This is a genomic window from Streptomyces sp. NPDC048370 (assembly GCF_043200825.1).
GTDB lineage: Bacteria > Actinomycetota > Actinomycetes > Streptomycetales > Streptomycetaceae > Streptomyces.
In genome coordinates this window covers 493,360-508,770 of the sequence record NZ_JBICYI010000002.1, presented here as the reverse complement: position 1 = coordinate 508,770, position 15,411 = coordinate 493,360, and the positions used below count along the sequence as shown (strand labels likewise).

At 72.6% G+C, this 15,411-nt stretch carries 12 protein-coding genes; 8 read left to right on the top strand and 4 right to left on the bottom strand.

What is annotated here, in order from left to right; genetic code table 11:
* The first annotated feature begins 85 nt into the window (after nt 1–85).
* Complete coding sequence (locus tag ACGFYP_RS05975; protein WP_393486858.1) at nt 86–2,134, top strand: sigma-70 family RNA polymerase sigma factor; 2,049 nt, start codon at nt 86–88, stop codon at nt 2,132–2,134.
* A gap of 39 nt (nt 2,135–2,173) precedes the next feature.
* Here the strand turns inward: ACGFYP_RS05975 and ACGFYP_RS05970 are convergent, their stop codons facing one another.
* On the bottom strand, nt 2,174–2,968 hold the full coding sequence (locus ACGFYP_RS05970; RefSeq protein WP_393486855.1) for an SDR family NAD(P)-dependent oxidoreductase: 795 nt from the start codon (nt 2,966–2,968) through the stop codon (nt 2,174–2,176).
* A gap of 150 nt (nt 2,969–3,118) precedes the next feature.
* On the opposite strand from ACGFYP_RS05970, the gene ACGFYP_RS05965 reads away from it, so the two are divergent.
* From ACGFYP_RS05965 to ACGFYP_RS05950, 4 genes are all read left to right on the top strand, one after another.
* Nucleotides 3,119–4,645, top strand: a complete 1,527-nt coding sequence (locus tag ACGFYP_RS05965; protein WP_393486852.1) for an SDR family oxidoreductase — start codon at nt 3,119–3,121, stop codon at nt 4,643–4,645.
* 80 nt (nt 4,646–4,725) lie between these two features.
* The gene (locus ACGFYP_RS05960) at nt 4,726–6,105 is read left to right on the top strand and encodes a cryptochrome/photolyase family protein (protein WP_393486849.1); all 1,380 of its coding nucleotides are present in this window, start codon (nt 4,726–4,728) and stop codon (nt 6,103–6,105) included.
* A gap of 608 nt (nt 6,106–6,713) precedes the next feature.
* Entirely contained in the window at nt 6,714–7,820 is a 1,107-nt protein-coding gene (locus tag ACGFYP_RS05955; RefSeq protein ID WP_393487500.1) for an alpha-hydroxy-acid oxidizing protein, read from the top strand.
* A gap of 90 nt (nt 7,821–7,910) precedes the next feature.
* Nucleotides 7,911–8,300: a hypothetical protein gene (locus ACGFYP_RS05950; protein WP_361963267.1), complete on the top strand. Its 390-nt coding sequence runs from the start codon at nt 7,911–7,913 to the stop codon at nt 8,298–8,300.
* 80 nt (nt 8,301–8,380) lie between these two features.
* Here the strand turns inward: ACGFYP_RS05950 and ACGFYP_RS05945 are convergent, their stop codons facing one another.
* Together ACGFYP_RS05945 and ACGFYP_RS05940 are read right to left on the bottom strand one after the other, a co-directional pair.
* Nucleotides 8,381–9,193 (bottom strand): SDR family NAD(P)-dependent oxidoreductase, encoded by an 813-nt coding sequence (locus tag ACGFYP_RS05945; protein WP_393486842.1) that lies wholly within the window; start codon nt 9,191–9,193, stop codon nt 8,381–8,383.
* Nucleotides 9,194–9,272: 79 nt separating this feature from the next.
* Complete coding sequence (locus ACGFYP_RS05940; RefSeq protein WP_393486840.1) at nt 9,273–10,079, bottom strand: VOC family protein; 807 nt, start codon at nt 10,077–10,079, stop codon at nt 9,273–9,275.
* 330 nt (nt 10,080–10,409) lie between these two features.
* Between ACGFYP_RS05940 and ACGFYP_RS05935 the strand changes: the two genes are divergently transcribed.
* A complete protein-coding gene (locus ACGFYP_RS05935) occupies nt 10,410–11,153 on the top strand; it encodes a class I SAM-dependent methyltransferase (RefSeq protein WP_393486837.1) in 744 nt (247 codons plus the stop codon).
* A gap of 223 nt (nt 11,154–11,376) precedes the next feature.
* Entirely contained in the window at nt 11,377–12,693 is a 1,317-nt protein-coding gene (locus ACGFYP_RS05930; protein WP_393486835.1) for a serine hydrolase domain-containing protein, read from the top strand.
* A 134-nt stretch (nt 12,694–12,827) separates the two neighbouring features.
* On the opposite strand, the gene ACGFYP_RS05925 is transcribed toward ACGFYP_RS05930, so the two are convergent.
* A complete protein-coding gene (locus tag ACGFYP_RS05925) occupies nt 12,828–13,811 on the bottom strand; it encodes a LuxR family transcriptional regulator (RefSeq protein ID WP_393486833.1) in 984 nt (327 codons plus the stop codon).
* A gap of 129 nt (nt 13,812–13,940) precedes the next feature.
* Between ACGFYP_RS05925 and ACGFYP_RS05920 the strand changes: the two genes are divergently transcribed.
* Nucleotides 13,941–15,359: an aminopeptidase P family protein gene (locus ACGFYP_RS05920; RefSeq protein WP_393486831.1), complete on the top strand. Its 1,419-nt coding sequence runs from the start codon at nt 13,941–13,943 to the stop codon at nt 15,357–15,359.
* Nucleotides 15,360–15,411: the final 52 nt, after the last annotated feature.

Here is a 15,411-nt window from a genome sequence, read left to right as displayed (position 1 = left end):
CGTTTCCTGTTATCCGAGGGACGCTCTGCGGTCTCCCAACTGCTGGGCACCGACAACAGGCGGGATGGGCAGAGTGAATCAGGGCATGGGCACGCAGTACGTTACGCAGCACGGCACGGACCTCGTGAGGGCGGCGCAGAGCGGGGACCTCTGGGCCCAGGACCAGCTCATCGCCGCCTACCTGCCCCTGGTCTACAACATTGTGGGCCGGGCCCTGAACGGCCACCACGACGTCGACGACGTCGTACAGGAGACGATGCTGCGGGCGCTCGACGGGCTCGCGGGGCTGCGCGCCCCGGACAGTTTCCGGTCCTGGCTCGTCGCGATCGCCATGAACGGGATACGCGGCCACTGGCACAAGCAGCAGTCCGGTCCGCACACGGGCGTCCTCGACGAAGCCCGTGACCTCGCGCATCCCGGCGCGGACTTCGTGGACCTGACCGTGATCAGTCTGTACCTGTCCGGGCAGCGCCGCGAGACCGCCGAGGCCACCCGCTGGATGGAACCGGACGACAGCGCGCTGCTCTCGCTGTGGTGGCTGGAGTGCGCCGGTGAGCTGACCCGCTACGAGGTGGCGGCGGCCCTTGAACTGTCGACCGAGCACACCGCGGTCCGGGTGCAGCGGATGAAGGCGCAGCTCGACACCGCCCGTGTCGTCGTACGGGCCCTGGCGGAGAACCCGCCGTGCCCCACCCTCCGGTCCGAGCTCGGCACCTGGGACGGCCGTCCCTCCGCCCTGTGGCGCAAGCGCATAGCCCGGCACGCGCGCGGCTGCGTCCACTGCGCCGGCCTGTGGAGCAACCTCGTCCCCGCCGAGGGGCTGCTGGCCGGACTGCTCCTGGTGCCCCCGTCGGCGCTGCTGCTCAACTCGGTCCGGGAGAGCATCGCCTTCAACCTCACCGCGGCGAGCACGGCGGCGTACCCGACGCAGCAGCAGTACGGCACCGACGCTGGCTACGGGGCGGGGGCGCCCTATGAGGCGCCGGGTTCGTACGAGACGTACGGGGCGTATGGAGGGTACGAGGGGCAAGGGGTGCAGGGGGCGTACGAGACGTCCGGGATGCAGGGAGCGTACGGGGCCTACGAGATACCGGCGCCGTACGGCATACCGACGCCGACGCCTGCACCGTACGAGTCGGTCGAGCCGATGGCCGCGTACGCAGCGGGTGAACCGTACGCGCCCTACGAGCCGTACGAGCCGTACGCGTCCTACGAGCCTGAGGCGGCGTACGAGGCGGAGGCGGCGTACGAACCCCTCGCGCCGTACGAGACCCAGAGCACCGCCAGTCCCACCAGTCCCGTCACTCCCGTAGGCCCCGTCGAACCGGGTGCCCGCAGTTCGCGGAGTGCTCGGCGGCGGCGGGAGCAGGAGCAGCGGCGTGGGCGTCGCAGGGCCGTGGTCGCCGCCGGTATGGCGGTCGTGGCGGTCACCGGCGGGGCCTTCTACCTGAACACCGGACCCGAGGGGGACGGGGAGACGCTGGACGCGAACCGGGCAGCGGCTCCCGGCCCGGACCTGCCCCTCGGGCAGGATCCGACCGCCCTCCTGGAGACCCCCTCGGCGTCGGCGTCGACATCGGCCAGTGCCACGGCGACCCCGTCGACCAGTCCGAGCCGTACCGCGAAGGCCACGCCGTCGAAGACGGCCGCCCCCCGTACCTCCGCGCCCACGACCAGGCCGAAGCCGAAGCCCAAGCCGACGGCCACCGGCGGCTCCGGGTCAGGATCGGACTCCGGCTCCGGCTCGGACTCGGGCTCCTCCACCGCCGACCAGGTGATCAGTCTGGTCAACGCCGAGCGGGCCAAGGCCGGATGCGGCCCGCTGACGGCGAACTCACAGCTGACCAGGGCGGCGCAGGGGCACTCCGAGGACATGGCCGCGCGGGACTACTTCGACCACACCAACCCCGACGGCAAGGGTCCGGGCGAGCGGGTCACGGCCACCGGGTACCCCTGGTCGACGTACGGCGAGAACATCGCCATGGGGCAGAGCAGCGCGGAGCAGGTGATGGAGTCCTGGATGAACAGCCCGGGCCACCGCGCCAACATCCTCAACTGCGACTTCAAGGAGATCGGGATCGGCATCCACAACGAGGGCGGCCCCTACTGGACCCAGGTCTTCGGAGCGCGCTGACGCCGAGGCGACGGGAGCGGCCCGAGCCGCTCCCACGGCCTACGGCAGGATCGAATCCACGTACCCGCCGTCCACGCGCAGTGCTCCGCCGGTCGTCGCCGAGGCCTGGTCGGAGGCGAGGTAGACGACCATGGAGGCGATCTCCTCCGGTTCGATCAGCCGCTGCACCAACGACTGCGGCCGGTGCTCCCGCATGAAGGCGCGCTGCGCCTCGTCCCACGGGAGCGAGCGGTCGACCAGCTCGTAGACGAAGTCCTCGACGCCACCCGTGTGCGTGGGGCCCGCGATGACCGAGTTGACGGTGACCCCGGTGCCTGCGGCGCGTTTGGCGAAGCCGCGCGTGACGGAGAGGAGCGCCGTCTTGGTCATCCCGTAATGGATCATCTCCGCCGGGACGACCACCGCCGAGTCGCTGGCGATGTTCTGGATCCGCCCCCAGCCCCGCTCCATCATCCCGGGCAGGTACCGGCGGATCAGCCGTACGCCGGCGAGCACGTTCACCTCGAAGTAGCGGCGCCATTCCTCGTCGCTGATGTCCAAGGGCTCGGCGGTCTCGAAGATGCCGAGGTTGTTGACGAGGACGTCCACCTCCGGCAGCACCCCGGCGGCCCGGAGTTCCCCGTCCTCGGTGGTGACATCGGCGACGACGGGGACCAGATCCGCGCCCGGCACCTCACTCCGAATGCCGGCGACGGCTCTGTCCACCCGCTCGTCCGTCCGCCCGTTGATCCCCACCCGCGCCCCGGCCCGGGCGAGGCCGGTGGCGATGGCGGCCCCGATGCCCTGCGTGGAACCGGTGACCAGAGCGGTACGTCCCGTCAGATCGATACGCATGGAGGGGCCCTTCCCCCTCCGCGCGCCCCGCAACGGCGGCGCCCCCGAGGACCTCCGGTCGGCCCCGTGAGGTGACTCCGTACGAGTGGGAACCGCGCCCACACTCCGAAACGGCGACGGGGACGTGCCGTCGGAGGGGAGTGAGAGGTCATGGAGACGCACGACAGGAGCGGGCCCACCGGCGAACGGTGTCTGGTCACCGGACCGGGTGGCTACATCGGCGGCCGGCTCGTGCCCGAACTTCTCGACGCCGGATACGCCGTCCGCTGCCTGGCCCGCACCCCCTCCCACCTCCGCGACCACCCGTGGGCCGACCGCGTCGAGGTGGTCGAAGGCGACGTCACCGACGCCACGACCCTGCGCCCCGCCCTGCGCGACGTCGAGGTCGCCTACTACCTGGTCCACTCGATGAGCTCCGGGCGGGACTTCGAGGAAGAGGACCGCCGCGCCGCCCGTACCTTCGCCGCCGAGGCCCGCGCGGCCGGAATCCGTCGCATCGTGTACCTCGGGGGACTCACCCCCGCGGGCATGCGGGACCAGGACCTCTCCCCGCACCTGCGCTCCCGTGCCGAGGTCGGCCGGATCCTGCTCGACTCCGGGGTGCCCACGACCGTGCTGCGCGCCGCCGTCGTGATCGGCTCCGGCTCGGCGTCGTTCGAGATGCTCCGCTACCTCACCGAGCGCCTCCCGGTGATGGTGACACCCAGTTGGGTCGGCACCCGCGTCCAGCCCGTGGCCGTCCGGGACGTCCTGCGCTACCTCGTCGGCAGCGCCCGGATGCCCGAGGACGTCACCCGGACCTTCGACATCGGCGGCCCGGACGTTCTGACGTACCGGCAGATGATGGAGCGCTACGCCGCGGTCGCCCAGCTGCCGCGCAGACTGATCCTGCCCGTCCCCATGCTCACCCCGGGCCTCTCCAGCCAGTGGATCGGGCTGGTCACCCCGGTCCCCGCCGCCCTGGCCCGACCCCTCGCGGAGTCCCTGCGGTACGAAGTCGTGTGCACCGAGCACGACATCGCCCGCCACGTGCTCGACCCGCCCGGTTCGCCCGTCCCCTTCGACGAGGCCCTCACCCTCGCCCTGCGGCGCGTACGGGACGCCGAGGTCGTCACCCGCTGGTCGTCCGCCGCGGTGCCGGGAGCACCGAGCGACCCGCTGCCCACGGACCCCGACTGGGCCGGCGGCAGCCTGTACACCGACGAGAGGGAACGCGACGTCGGCGCCGGGCTGCAGGAGCTGTGGCGGGTCGTCGAGGGGATCGGCGGCGAGAACGGCTGGTACTCCTTCCCGCTGGCCTGGGCCCTGCGCGGCTGGTTGGACCGGCTCGTCGGCGGGGTCGGGCTGCGCCGGGGCCGCCGTGACGCGACCCGCCTGCGGGTCGGCGACGCCCTGGACTTCTGGCGCGTGGAGGAGATCGAGCGGGGGAGCCTGCTCAGGCTCCGGGCGGAGATGCGGCTGCCCGGCCTCGCCTGGCTGGAGATGCGCGTGGAGGACGACGGGGCCGGGCGGTCGCGGTACCACCAGCGGGCCCTGTTCCACCCCAGGGGACTGGCAGGGCACCTCTACTGGTGGAGCGTCGCCCCCTTCCACGCCGTCGTGTTCGGCGGCATGGCGCGCCGGATCGCGCGAGCCGCGGAGGAGTCGGCCCGCGCGGGCGGAACCACGCGCGCGTGAGCCGGTGACGGCGGAAGGTCGTGGCGGTGTCCACGGGGTGCCTCGCCGCCGGCCCGGTGCCCACGCGCCAGAGTGGTGCCATGCATGCGTCGATCGTCCTGTTCACCTCGGATCTCCGACTCCACGACCACCCGCCCCTGCGGGCCGCACTCGCTTCGGCGCCCGAGGTGGTGCCCCTGTTCGTCCGTGACCCGGCCGTGGACCGGGCGGGCTTCGCCGCGCCGAACCGTCTCGCCTTCCTCGCCGACTGCCTGACCGACCTGGACGCCGGGCTGCGCGCCCGTGGCGGCCGGCTCGTCGTACGGCACGGGGACACCACGGCCGAGGTGTGCGCCGTGGCCCGGGAGGCCGACGCCGACGAGGTGCACATGGCGGCAGGACACAGCGCGTTCGCCCACGAGCGCGAGCGGCGGCTGCGCCACGCCCTGGAGCGGGACGGCCGCGGGCTGCACGTCCACGACGGGGTCGTCACCGTCCTGCCGGCCGGCGAGGTCACCCCGGCGGGATCGGACCACTTCGCGGTCTTCACCCCGTACTACCGCCGATGGTCGGCCGAGCCGCATCGCGCTCCGGTCGCGGCACCCCGATCGGTGCCGGTCCCCAGCGGCGTGCGGTCCGACGAGGTGCCCTCACGCGCCGAGATCCCGTCGGTCTCCGAGGGACTCGCCGTCGGCGGGGAGCGGAAGGGCCGCGCGCGGCTCACGGCCTGGATGTCGCGCCACGTCGACGCGTACGAGGACCGGCACGACGACCTCGCGGGCGACGCCACCTCCCGGCTCTCCCCGTACCTGCACTTCGGCGCGGTCTCGGCGACCGAGGTGGTGCACCGGGCGCGGTCCCGGGGCGGGCCGGGAGCGGAGGCCTTCGTACGCCAGGTGTGCTGGCGGGACTTCCACCACCAGGTCCTGAACGCCCGCCCGCACGCCGCCACCGAGGACTACAGGCCGCGCCACGACCGCTGGCGCCACGGCAGGCGGGCCGAGGCGGACCTCCGCGCCTGGCAGGAGGGTCGGACCGGCTACCCCCTCGTCGACGCCGCGATGCGCCAACTCGCGTACGAGGGCTGGACGCACAACCGAGGACGGCTCATCGCGGCCTCCTTCCTCACCAAGACGCTCTACCTCGACTGGCGGGCGGGCGCCCGCCACTTCCTCGGGCTCCTCGTCGACGGAGACGTCGCGAACAACCAGCTGAACTGGCAGTGGGTCGCGGGCACGGGCACCGACAGCCGGCCCAACCGGGTCCTCAACCCCGTCCTCCAGGCGAAGCGATACGACCCCGACGGCGCCTACGTCCGCCGCTGGGTCCCCGAACTCGGCGCAGTGGCCGCCCCCTTGGTCCACGAGCCGTGGAGACTCTCCCCGGCGGAGCGGGCCTCCTTCGACTACCCCGACCCGATCGTGACGCTCACCGACGGTCTGGAGCGCTTCCGGCGCGCTCGTGCTCTCGGCGAGGCCTGAGCCCGCGAGGCCCGCGCTCCCGGGCGGCGGGGGAGCACGTCAGTCCTCCTCCGCGCTGGTCAGGGCGTTGGTGATCAGGTGAGTGACGAAGTCGTTGTCGTCGGTGAGACGGACTTCCTCCTCATGTGACCGCGGCGGTCGGCGCGGCTCGTTCGTACGGTAGGCCGCCGACCGAGCGCCGGTCCGGCGAATCCCGACGGACCCCCGGAAGGCGTGACCCCGACTCCCTCCTGATGTGCGGTGGCGCCATGCGCCTGCGCCATGATGGCTCGCGATGGCGCCATGACTGCGCCTCGTCGTCTTCGCGCGGAACCGCTCGCGGGCTGCGGCCGGTGTCCGCGCCGCCGCTCCCGTGCCCGCGAACATGGCCGGCGCTTCGGTGCCGGCCGATCCCGCGGCGCTCTGCCGCGCCGCCTGACGGTTCCGCACGGTCGACTTCACCGTCGTACGCCGTGCGGAACCCCTGTGGCCGCCGCCCGGACGGTGAGAAGGTGTCCCGCGTGCTGTAGAGGCTGTCTCGGGCCGGCCTGTCGAGGAATGGGGAGCACGGAGTGGGCGCGTTCGGCGAGTACCAGAACGAGATCTACCTCAACGGGCTGGGCGGGGTCATGCCGCGCTTCCCGATGACGTTCGAGGGGTGGGAGGAGCGGGCGCGCGCGGCGATGTCCCCCTCGGTGTGGTCGTACGTGGCGGGTGGCGCAGGCGACGAGCACACGCAGCGCGCGAACGTGGCCGCGTTCGCCCGCCACGGCGTGATCCCCCGGATGTTCGTGGGAGCCAAGGAGCGGGACCTGTCGGTGTCGATGTTCGGCCTGTCCCTGCCCTCGCCGCTGATGATGGCGCCGATCGGGGTGCTGGGCCTGTGCGCGCAGGACGGCCACGGTGACCTCGCCGCCGCGCGGGCCGCCGCCGCCACAGGAGTGCCGATGATCGCCTCGACGCTGTCGGTGGACCCGCTCGAGGAGGTCGCCGCCGAGTTCGGTTCGACTCCGGGCTTCTTCCAGCTCTACACGCCCACGGACCGGGACCTGGCCGCGAGCCTGGTGGAGCGCGCCGAGAAGGCAGGGTTCCGCGGCATCGTCGTCACGCTCGACACCTGGGTGACCGGGTGGCGCCCGAGGGACCTGTCGACGAGCAACTTCCCCCAGCTGAGGGGGCACTGCCTGGCGAACTACACCAGCGACCCCGTCTTCCGGGCGGCCCTCGCCCAGCCGCCCGAGCAGAACGCGGGCGCGGCGGTGCTGCACTGGGCGGGTGTCTTCGGCAACCCGCTGACGTGGGACGACCTGCCCTGGCTGCGGTCGCTGACCTCGCTCCCGCTGATCGTGAAGGGCCTCTGCCATCCCGAGGACGTCCGCCGCGCCAAGGACGGGGGCGTGGACGGCGTCTACTGCTCCAACCACGGCGGCCGGCAGGCCAACGGCGGCCTCGCCGCGCTCGACGCGCTGCCCGAGGTCGTCGAGGCGGCCGACGGGCTCCCCGTGATCTTCGACTCGGGCGTGCGCAGCGGTACGGACGTGGTCAAGGCGCTCGCCCTGGGCGCGACCGCGGTGGCCGTGGGACGCCCGTACGCCTACGGGCTCGCGCTCGGCTGGGTCGACGGGCTGGTCCACGTACTCCGCTCCCTGCTCGCGGAGGCGGATCTGCTGATGGCGGTCGACGGGTACCCGACCCTCGCGGACCTGACCCCGGAGGCGCTGCGCCGCGTCGGGTGACGCCACCTCCGCTTCCGTGCGTGTCCACGGGCGGGTGAATGCACCCGCCCGGCCCCCACGGGCCCCGCCCGGCGAACTACCGTGCCGTTCATGAGCCCGGACGAGACGAACCCCGAGCACCAGTGGCCCCTTCCGCCTGCGTGGATGTGGGCGTGCGCGCGATGCGTCACCCTCTACCGGACGATGCGTCAGGTCGGCGAGGAGATCGCCGAACTACGCCTGACCGGCGAACGAGGCGTCGACTGGGACCCCTTCGACAGCACCCTCACGACGCAGATGGCCCTCGGCGAGCACCTCGCCGAACACCACGCCGAGTTGCTGCCCGCATGGGAACCCGACTGCGACACCTGCGCCGACCACCGGAACCGCATCGCCCGCGAGACGGAACCCGACCACCGCCGAGCGACCGCCCTCCGCTTCGGCAACGAACACCTGGCCCGCCACATCTACGCCCCACCCAGCACCGTCGGCTTCCTGTGACCGCTGCCGCACGTAGGTGCCCCCGCCCCGAGCACGGGACGGGGGCACGCAGCGCCCACCTCGGGTGCGGACGGCGGGCGTCAGGTGCGGGGAGTGCGCGGGTCGAGGTGGAAGTCGAAGGCGAGGGTGCCGGGGTCGAGGGCCGTCGCGCCGCCGTCGACCGTCAGGACCGCCCCGTTGACGAACGAGGCCGCCGGGGACAGAAGCCACGCGACGGCCTCCGCGACCTCGCGCGGCTCGCCCGGGCGGCCGGTGGGCAGGACGCGGGTCACCTCCTCGTACGCCGCGTCCACACCGTCGAGGCCCGCCTCGTCGGCGAACCGGCTCATCCTGCGGTCCGCCATGTCCGTGCGCACCCAGCTCGGGCACACGGTGTTGGCGCGCAGCCCGGCGGCCCCGTAGTCCACCGCGAGCGAGCGGCAGAGCTGCAGGAGCGCCGCCTTGGAGGTCGCGTAGGCCGCGTTGCCCACGCCGTTGCGCAGGGCGGAGACCGAGGCCACGGCGACCACCGCGCCCCGCGCGTCCAGCAGATGCGGGAGCGCGGCGCGCAGCAGGTGGAACGGGCCGGTGAGGTTCGTCCGCATCACCGTGTCCCAGTCGTCGAGCGTCACCTCGCCGACCCCGCCGCCCCGCCCGATACCGGCGTTGAGGACCACCCCGTCGAGGCGGCCGTGGGCGGCGACCGCCGTGTCGACGAGCGCGCGTACGGCGTCGGGGTCGCCGATGTCGGACGGGACGGCCAGGGCCCCGGTCTCCTCTGCGACGAGCCGCAGCGGCTCGGGGCGGCGCCCGGAGATCACCACGTGGTGACCCGCTTCGGCCAGGAGCCGGGCCGTCGCCGCGCCGATGCCCGTTCCGCCGCCGGTCACGAGATACACGTGCTGGTTCGCCATCGTCGTCGAGCCTCTGTGGTGGTAGTCGTTCAGGTGCCTGCCTTCGTGATGATCAGTTGATCACAGGGACGCACTCGCGTCAGGAATTCTCCGGGGTGAGCACCACGAAGTCCGCGTTCGACGGGTCGAGGCAGACCGCCAGGCGGCCGACCCCCTCCGCGTCGTCCGGGCCCATCTGCACGCTGCCCCCGTTCGCCGTCACCCGGGCGACCGCCGCGTCGCAGTCCTCGACGTCGAAGACCGGGTGCCAGTACGGCCGTCCGTTCGTCAGGGTGAGCTGCTCCTTGGGCATGCCCATGATGCCGCCCTGCATCCGGTCCTCGGAGAGGCCGGACGGGGTGACCAGGGAGTACGTACCGCCGCCGCCCGGCAGTTCCATGTCGCTGTACCACCAGCCGAAGACATCGCCGTAGAACCGCTTCGCGGCCTCCGCGTCGCTCGTGTACAGCTCCGTCCAGGAGAGCGAGCCCGGCGCGTCCACGAGCTCCACGCCGCTGTCCGTACCGGGCTGCCAGACGGCGAACTGGCCGCCCTGCGGGTCGGTGTACTGCGCCATCCGGCCCCACTCGCCGAGGTCCATGGGGGCGACCCGGACCGTGCCGCCCGCCTGCTCGACCGCCCGGGTCGTGGCGTCCGCGTCCTCGACGCAGTAGTAGATCATCCAGGCCGACCGCGCCCCCGCCTCGGTGAGCTTGCCGAGCCCGGCGACGATCTTGCCGTCCCTGCGGAACATCCCGCCTTCCATGTCCTCGCCGCCCTCCGTGCCCTCCATGGGCTCGTACGCCCAGCCGAGCACGGTGCCGTAGAAGGCCGCCGCGGCCGGGACGTCGGGTGCCCCGAGGTCGAGCCAGCAGGGGGTGCCGGGGACGGGGTCGGTGGTGATCATGAGCTTTCCCTTCTGAGGTCCTTTGTCGCCAGCCTGGCACCGGGCCGTCGGTCGCGCATGACGGGCGGAGGGCGGCGGTGAAGGGTGGACTCCGTACGGCTCCGGAACTCATCGCCGATCGCGGACGGAGGGAAGGGGGCCGCGTGCGTCCGTCCGGACGTGTGCGGTGGTGTTGGGTGATGGGCACTTCACCCGGCCCGCTTTTCGTGCCATCTGCCAGTACGGCCGCCGGACGGGCGCGGAGGAGACTCTCTGCCACGGCCGCGTCCGGTTGATCGGCGTGGCCACGTACAGGACGACGTACAGGACGACGTACAGATGGGGGAGCACGTGAGCGTGCAGCAGTACGACCAGATCGGTGAGGCGTTCGAGGGGTTCAAGTCCCTGCCGTTGACGCGTTACGGGGAGGTGCCGAGCTTCCTGGGCCTGGTCGGGGACGTGACCGGCAGGTCGGTGCTCGACCTGGCGTGCGGCACCGGCTTCTACAGCAGGGAGTTCAAGCGGCGCGGCGCCGGCGAGGTCTTCGGTGTCGACATCTCCGTCGAGATGATCGCCGCCGCCCGGGAGATCGAGCAGCGGGAGCCGCTCGGTGTGGCCTACGAGGTCGGCGACGTGGCCGAACTGGGCGCGCTCGACCGGCGCTTCGACATCGCGCTCGCCGTGCAGTGTCTCAACTACGCCGAGGACATCGCGGCGATGGAGCGGATGTGTCGCAACATCCACCGGAACCTGGTGCCGGGCGGAGAGTTCTTCATGCTCGCCCAGAAGCCCGACTACCAGTTCGACTGCGCGTCCCTGGAGTCGTACGGCTTCCGCTGCGAGCCGACCGGCGAGGAGGCCGAGACGGGTCCGCGGGTGCGGGTCACGGCCCTCCTCGACCCGCAGCCGATCACCATCGTCGCCTCGGCCCCGCGCCGCGAGGTCTACGAGAAGTCGCTGCGGGCGGCCGGCTTCAGCGAGGTGGAATGGGTTCCGCTGCAGGTCTCCGAAGCCGGCGTCCGTGAGTTCGGCGAGGAGTTCTGGGCCGACTTCCACGCGAGCCCGCCGCTGGAGATGCTGCGCTGCCGGGCCTGACGGCTTCCGCTCCGACCGCTTCCGTTCTGACGGCTTCGTCGCTCGGAGCGGGACGGAACGGTGAGCTCCGGAACCCGTGGCCCGTGTCAGGAACCGTTCGCGGACGTTGGCACTCATGATCCATGGGTTCCGGAGACGGCGCGCGCCCGCGCCCAGGTCTCCCGGAGCCTCGCGGCACACCGCTGGCCGTGTGCCGCGTCGTCGAACGATCCGAGGAATCCACGTGCCCCTGTCGCCGCATCGCCGCCTAGCCGTCAGCGCCACCCTGGTCGCCGCACTCGCCGCCGGCGTCGCGCCCACCACCAGCGCCTTCGCCGCGCCCGCCGCGCCCGCCGCACCCGCCGCGCCCGCGGCCCCCGACCCCATCACGGCGATCGAAGCCGCCACGCGCCCCTCCGGCAGACTCCCCGACATGGAGGGCGTGGCCGCGGCGCTGAACGCCGCCATGGCCAAGGGCGCGCCGGGCGCCATGGCCCGCTACACCGGCCCCGGTGGCGTCAAGACGCGCACCCTCGGGGTCCGCGACCGAGTCTCGGGCGCGCCCATGGACACCCAGGCGCGATTCCGGATCGGCAGCGTCAGCAAGACCTTCTCCGCCGTCGTGCTGCTGCAGCTGGTGGACGAGGGCAAGGTCGAGCTCGACCAGCCGGTCAACCGATACCTGCCCGGGCTGCTGCCCGACGACAAGATCACGGTGCGTCATCTGCTCACCCACCGCAGCGGGTTGGCGGACTACACCGACGCCATGTTCAACCAGACGGTGCCCGGCTTCGAGGCCGTACGCAACCGCGTCTTCAGCTACCAGGAGCTGGTGAACCTCTCCCTGGCCGAGCCGCGCACCACGCAGCCCGGCGTGGCGTACAAGTACTCCAACGCCAACTTCGTGGTCGTCGGCATGCTCATCGAGAAGCTCACCGGCAAGCCGGTCGCCGAGGCGTACCAGAGCCGCATCTTCACGCCGCTGGGGCTCCGGAACACGTCGTACGTCCACCCCGACACCAAGATCGCCGGGCTCCAGGTGCGTGGCTACCTGCACCCCGACGAGGTCGGCGGGCCGCTCGTGGACTCCACGGAACAGACCGTGTCCTGGGCGCAGTCGGCGGGGGCGGTCATCTCCAACGCGGAGGACCTGAACACCTTCACCACCGCGCTGATGCGGGGCCGGCTGCTCTCGCCGCGCATGCTCGACGCGATGACGACGGTCACCCCGACGGACACCACCAACACCCGTTTCTACGGCCTCGGTCTGCGCCGCTACAACCTGTCCTGCGGTACGCAGGTGTTCGGCCACACCGGCACCGTGCAGGGCTTCTACACCTACGCCTTCGCGACCCGTGACGGCCGCCGCAGCCTCTCCGCGGTGGCGAACACGTCCAACAAGGGCGAGGCCAACACCGCGCTCGGTGGCACGCTCGAGGCCGCGTTCTGCGGCAAGAAGCCGGCCCCCGCGAAGTCGTCCTCCCCGTCCTCCCGCGCGGCGATCGACGCGCCGACGGCGCAGGGGCTCCCGGCCGAGCAGGACCTGCCCGAGAACCGCTGACCGTGAGGACGCCGCGTCGGGCGGCCGGTCCCTGACCGTGCCGCCCGACGCGGCGCCACTCCCCGCAGCGGCCCCCGGCCCGCCCCGGACCCGTTCACGCACCTCGACACCTCGCGCGACGAGGCCCGCGTCGGTCACAGCCAGCCCGACCGCTGTGCCTGCAGGGCGAGTTGGAAGCGGTTCGCCGCACCGAGCCTGGCCATCAGGATCTGCAACCGTCGGAACAGCGTCCGGCGGCTGATGCCCAGCTCGCGGGCGACGACGTCGTCGCCCGCGCCGCCCGCGAGGAGCCGGAGCAGGCGCCGGTCGGCGGGCGGCAGGCCGCCCGGGCGGGTGTCGGGGCCGTGGAAGGGCAGCGCGTTCCGCCAGGACTGTTCGAACAGGGCCACGAGCGCCGAGAGCAGCCCGCACGGCTGGACCACCAGCATCGTGTTGTGCACGTCGGCCTCGTGGATCGACAGCGAGACCAGTGCGTACGCCTCGTCGATGATCACCAGCTTGACCGGCACGGACGGCAGGACCCGGGCCTGTTCGCCTGCCTCGACGGCGGGTTCGACGGCATCCTTCAGATGGCCCGGATACTCCAGCGACTCCCGGGAGTAGATGACGCGCTGCGTCACCCCGCGCGCGAGGGTGGCCAGCGCGTCGTCCGTGGCGCCCGGGTTGGGGAAGTAGGGAGGGGATTCGAACTGCCGGATCTGCTCGCGGGCGCTCGCCCACGCATGCCGCATCCGGGGACCCACGGCGTCCCCCGTGACGACCTCCACGAGGTGGTCGTCGTACGCGGCGAGCCGTCGGCGCCGGAAGGACTCGAACGCGCCGCCGATCGCGAGCCGCGACTCCTCCAGCTCGGCCGCCCGGTGCCGGGTCAGGATCTCCAGACCGGCGGCCGGCGGCACCGGAGCCACCACCTCCGCGTCCTCGTCCACCGCACCGGCGAGACCGGCGTCCGCCAGTTCCGCGTACGCCGCCGCCAGCTCCGCCCCGCGCAGACCCGTCGCGGCCCCGACCGCGTCCAGGGGAGCCGGCGCCACCTCCAGGAGAGCCAGATAGACCCGCACGGCGGCCTCGCCGACGCCGAGGAGCCGAAGGGACTCGCCGAGTTTCGCGTTCGTCATGACCCGCATTATCGACCGTCCGCCGCGGTCCGTGGCCGATCTGTGCCAGTGGCACTCCTGGGCACCAGGAGCCCGCTTCGCGGACTACTGTCCGTCGCCGACGGCACCGCATGGACGAAGGGACACGACGTGGCCAAGGGTCGGAAGAACGGTCTGTACACGGAGCTCTCCGCCGAACTGTCGGCGCTCATGCGCACGGGGTGGGCGGACACCGAACGGCACGACCTGGAGCTCGACGAGCAGGCCCCGTACGCGGCCCGCCGCCGCGCCGCGCTCTCCGCGCGCTTCCCCGGAGAGCGCCTCGTGATCCCCTCGGGCAACCTCAAGGTCCGCTCGAACGACGACACCTACCCCTTCCGCCCGTACACCGGCTATGTGCACATGACCGGCGACCAGGCACGGGACGGCGCGCTGGTCCTCGAACCCCGTGCGGACGGCGGCCACGACGCGTACTGCTACCAGCTGCCCCGGGACAGCAGGGACAACGACGAGTTCTGGATCGGCAACACCGCCGAGCTGTGGATGGGGCGCCGGCGGACCCTCGCCGAGTCGGAGCGCGTCCTCGGCCTCGCCTGCCGGGACGTCCGCACGGCCGCCGACGACCTGGCCTCCGTCGCCTCCTCCGGTGTGCCCACGCGGATCGTCCGGGGCATCGACCCGGCCCTGGAGGCCGCCGTCACCACCGACGAGGAGCGGGACGACGAACTGGAGGAGGCGCTGAGCGACCTCCGGCTCGTCAAGGACGCGTGGGAGCTGGCCGAGATGCGCAAGGCCGTGGACTCCACCGTGCGCGGCTTCACCGACGCGATCGGCGAGCTGTCCCGCGCGGTCGCCTCCTCCGAGCGCTGGATCGAGGGCACCTTCTTCCGCCGCGCCCGCCTGGAGGGCAACTCCGTCGGCTACGGCTCGATCTGCGCCGCCGGGGAGCACGCCACGATCATGCACTGGACGGACAACGACGGCCCGGTCCGCCCGGGGGAGCTGCTCCTGTTCGACGCCGGCGTGGAGACCCGCACCCTCTACACCGCCGACGTCACCCGCACCCTCCCGATCAGCGGCACCTTCACGCCCGTGCAGCGCCAGGTCTACGACGCGGTGTACGAGGCCCAGGAGGCGGGCATGGCCGCCGTGAAGCCGGGCGCCGCGTACCGCGACTTCCACGAGGCGTCCCAGCGCCACCTCGCGGCCCGGCTCGTCGAGTGGGGCTTCATCGAGGGGCCGGCCGACCGCGCGTACGCACTGGGGCTCCAGCGCCGCTTCACGATGGCCGGAACCGGTCACATGCTCGGCCTGGACGTCCACGACTGCGCACAGGCCCGGAACGCGGAGTACGTCGACGGGGTCCTTGAGCCCGGCATGGTGCTCACCGTCGAGCCCGGCCTCTACTTCCAGGCGGACGATCTCACCGTTCCCGAGGAGTGGCGCGGGATCGGCGTCCGGATCGAGGACGACCTCGTCGTCACCGCCGACGGCCACGAGAACCTGTCGGCGGGCCTGCCCCGCTCGGCGGACGAGGTCGAGGCGTGGATGGCCAGGACCGCGGGCTGAGGTCCGTCCACAGGTGAGCCCGGGCCGAGGTTGTCCACAGGTTCACCGGGCT

Coding starts and splice junctions, on each gene's coding strand:
- ACGFYP_RS05975 (WP_393486858.1), top strand. CDS start 86: ATGGGCACGCAGTACGTTACGCAGCACGGCACGGACCTCGTGAGGGCG.
- ACGFYP_RS05955 (WP_393487500.1), top strand. CDS start 6,714: ATGCCGCGCTTCCCGATGACGTTCGAGGGGTGGGAGGAGCGGGCGCGC.
- ACGFYP_RS05950 (WP_361963267.1), top strand. CDS start 7,911: ATGAGCCCGGACGAGACGAACCCCGAGCACCAGTGGCCCCTTCCGCCT.
- ACGFYP_RS05965 (WP_393486852.1), top strand. CDS start 3,119: ATGGAGACGCACGACAGGAGCGGGCCCACCGGCGAACGGTGTCTGGTC.
- ACGFYP_RS05970 (WP_393486855.1), bottom strand. CDS start 2,968: ATGCGTATCGATCTGACGGGACGTACCGCTCTGGTCACCGGTTCCACG.
- ACGFYP_RS05925 (WP_393486833.1), bottom strand. CDS start 13,811: ATGACGAACGCGAAACTCGGCGAGTCCCTTCGGCTCCTCGGCGTCGGC.
- ACGFYP_RS05940 (WP_393486840.1), bottom strand. CDS start 10,079: ATGATCACCACCGACCCCGTCCCCGGCACCCCCTGCTGGCTCGACCTC.
- ACGFYP_RS05960 (WP_393486849.1), top strand. CDS start 4,726: ATGCATGCGTCGATCGTCCTGTTCACCTCGGATCTCCGACTCCACGAC.
- ACGFYP_RS05945 (WP_393486842.1), bottom strand. CDS start 9,193: ATGGCGAACCAGCACGTGTATCTCGTGACCGGCGGCGGAACGGGCATC.